The following is a 3,128-nucleotide window of genomic DNA, read 5'->3' as shown; positions in this document are numbered from 1 at the left end:
AGCCTGTAAATCTGATATCGTTCTGTTTCGGTTAACTGTTTATAGCTCATATTGCATTTTCCTTTTGGTGAGAAAAATCAGTAACTATACCAGTTAACCGACCTCCTCAGGAAATTGCACTTATTATCCGAATTGAGGATGCAATTGCAATTGAGGAGCACGACATAATTCTTTTGCAAATTAATAAATTAAAAACACTAGATCTTGATGATGACTCAATTAAGATTGTAAATCTAATTGAATCACAAGAATACAAAAATGTTATTCAACTTATTCAACAATACAGTCAAGATCACACAGGCATCAGTATTTATGAGGATCCAGCGATTCAAGGTCTAAAATTTGAGCTGTTAATTTTAGAGAACACCATAAATCACTTAAGTGATGAAAAAATGGAACTCGAAAGACGAATCAATAACTTTAATAGTGAGTATATGGTTCAATTAGGTGAACTAATTAAAGAAATATTAAAACTGAAAGCATCGGATAATAGCCTTAATTCCCAACAGCAAAAAGAATCAAATGAACAGTATCAATCCTTTAAAAAAGAACAAAACGACCAACTATCTGAATTATCACACCACTTAACAAGTGATGAGAAAAAATTATTAAAAACAGCCTATCGTCAAGCCAGTCGTCTTTGCCATCCTGATAAATTAAGCGATGACTTATCACAACAAGGTGAAGCAATATTTAAATCCTTAAACGAAGCATATCGAAAACAGGATATTAATAAAGTGAATGAAATTTTATCAGGACTTCAAAATGGCAAAATGTTTAATGTTGCATCTGATGAGATTAATGATTTAGATATTTTACAAAAAAGAGTGTCAGCGTTAAGAACAAAAATAGCAGCAATTAAAAAAGATATTGCATCAATAAAAGAGAATGAAACATATCAAACTATTCAAAATATTGAAGATTATGATACTTATTTGTAAAAGTTCAGACTTAATCTGACACATTGCGATCATTAAAGGTTGCAAAAAGAAGAGTTACCCGTTTTGATGTAACTACAACATTAATCAAAACAAAAATAAAGGTAACTCTTATGATCCATACTAACGAAAAAATCATTAAACATAAAGTCGGCTTATTAAATTTAGCCGAAGAACTTGGAAATGTTTCCAAAGCCTGCAAAATGATGGGTTTATCTCGAGACACTTTCTACCGCTACAAATCAGCTCATGAAGAAGGCGGGGTTGAAGCATTATTTGAACGTAATCGTCGTTCACCCAACATGAAAAATCGCATTGATCCAGCGATTGAAACCATTGTTGTGGACTACGCCACTGAAGAGCCTGCTCATGGCCAAACACGTGCCAGTAACGAACTTCGTAAACGTGGCACATTTGTTTCCCCAAGTGGTGTGAGAAGTATTTGGCTAAGGCATGATTTAGCTTGTTTTAAAGACCGTTTAAAATCATTGTCTGACCAAGTGGCGAAGGATGGTGTTATCCTGACTGAATCACAGGTGGCGGCCATGGAGCGCAAGAAGCATGATGATGAAGCTTGTGGGGAAATAGACACTCAACATCCTGGCTACCTTGGCTCTCAGGATACCTACTATGTTGGAACATTCAAGGGTATTGGCCGTGTTTACCAACAAACCTTTGTTGATACATACTCTAAAGTGGCTCATGCTAAGCTCTATACGACTAAAACACCCATCACAGCAGCTGATATGCTTAATGACAAGGTGTTACCATTCTATGAGGAGAATGAACTTCCTATGCTACGCATTCTGACTGACAGAGGTACAGAATATTGTGGTCGAGCTGATCAACACGATTATCAGCTATATCTGGCACTTAATGATATTGAGCACACCAAGACTAAGGTTAAATCACCTCAAACTAATGGTATCTGTGAACGATTCCATAAGACTATTTTGAATGAATTTTATCAGGTCTGCTTGAGAAAAAAGGTCTATCAATCTGTGGAGGAATTGCAAATTGATCTTGACCAATGGTTGATAAAATATAATACTCAAAGAACTCACCAAGGCAAAATATGCTGCGGGAGAACGCCGATGGAAACACTCATTGACGGAAAAACAGTTTGGATGGAAAAATTAAAGAACTAAATCCAAGCTGACAATCGGTTATTGAAAAATGGGTAACTGTCAGATCGGGTCTGAACTTCTACAACTTATTTTAGTGAGATTCGCCAATCATTAGAATTAGAGCTAAAAACTCTCCAAGATACTAAATAATTCTATGGTCGGGACTGAACTTCTACAACTTCTACATGTAAAATTTCTACGGCTTGGCTGTATTATCTCTTTTTACTTTATGTGATTCCAATATATTTATTAAATCATCTATCATTCGATCACTTTTAAATATTTCAGGAATTATAAGTGAGTAACCTAAATTTGTAGCATCTAAACTATTTGATGCTTTTGAAGTAGGCAGTTTATTATTCGCTTTTGAAGGAATTTTCCAATAATGAAACAATCGATTTTTCTGAAGATCAAACGAAATATTGAATACGTAAAATACTATATTCGGCATTTCAATTTTCCATCCACTTATTAGCTTAGAATTTCCTGTTGCTTCAAAAGGTGGAATTAAAACTCTTTTGGGTGCATTGAAAATAGAGTGCATTTCACTTGTTAAAAAAAATATTACGGCATCAATAAACTTAAACCCCCCATCATTTAGCAAATCTTGACTAATTAAATTGAAATATTGATTGCTTAGTCTTAGCTTTTTAAATTCCATCAAATTGGACGCACTGATCCTCCATAGTAAAGACCCCACAAAACCTTTAAGCATTTGAGCATTAATGTTGTTAAAGATTATAAATGCTTCATTGCTATCGCTAAAACTACTTCTAATGTGATTTTCTTTATCACGAAAAATTCGAATAGCATAATCATCATATTTCGAAATTAATTTTTCACACTCAGCACATAAAATTTCCTTATCATATAGAGCCGCTGGTAATTTACGCCCTTTTCCTTTTTTACTATAGGATCTAATATTTCCTCAATTCGGATAATAAGTGCAATTTCCTGAGGAGGTCGGTTAACTGGTATAGTTACTGATTTTTCTCACCAAAAGGAAAATGCAATATGAGCTATAAACAGTTAACCGAAACAGAACGATATCAGATTTACAGGC

3 protein-coding genes are annotated in these 3,128 nt (G+C 34.2%); 2 read left to right on the top strand and 1 reads right to left on the bottom strand.

Features of this window, described 5'->3' with window-relative positions:
* Positions 1-173: 173 nt before the first annotated feature.
* Together OS173_RS13190 and OS173_RS13185 are read left to right on the top strand one after the other, a co-directional pair.
* Positions 174-941, top strand: coding sequence for a J domain-containing protein (locus tag OS173_RS13190; protein WP_267184755.1), 768 nt, complete (start codon positions 174-176; stop codon positions 939-941).
* A 110-nt stretch (positions 942-1,051) separates the two neighbouring features.
* Positions 1,052-2,086: an IS481 family transposase gene (locus OS173_RS13185; protein WP_267184754.1), complete on the top strand. Its 1,035-nt coding sequence runs from the start codon at positions 1,052-1,054 to the stop codon at positions 2,084-2,086.
* Between the two features lie 175 nt (positions 2,087-2,261).
* On the opposite strand, the gene OS173_RS13180 is transcribed toward OS173_RS13185, so the two are convergent.
* Positions 2,262-2,780 carry a hypothetical protein gene (locus OS173_RS13180; protein WP_267184753.1) on the bottom strand — a complete coding sequence of 173 codons (519 nt, stop codon included), beginning with the start codon at positions 2,778-2,780 and terminating at the stop codon, positions 2,262-2,264.
* Positions 2,781-3,128 lie beyond the last annotated feature (348 nt).

This window comes from Marinicella gelatinilytica (assembly GCF_026410405.1).
Lineage (GTDB): Bacteria > Pseudomonadota > Gammaproteobacteria > Xanthomonadales > Marinicellaceae > Marinicella > Marinicella gelatinilytica.
This window is presented reverse-complemented; position numbering and strand designations above follow the sequence as displayed.

Excerpts from the sequence above, each read along its gene's own strand:
- OS173_RS13180 (WP_267184753.1), bottom strand. The coding sequence starts at position 2,780 with ATGCTTAAAGGTTTTGTGGGGTCTTTACTATGGAGGATCAGTGCGTCC.
- OS173_RS13185 (WP_267184754.1), top strand. The coding sequence starts at position 1,052 with ATGATCCATACTAACGAAAAAATCATTAAACATAAAGTCGGCTTATTA.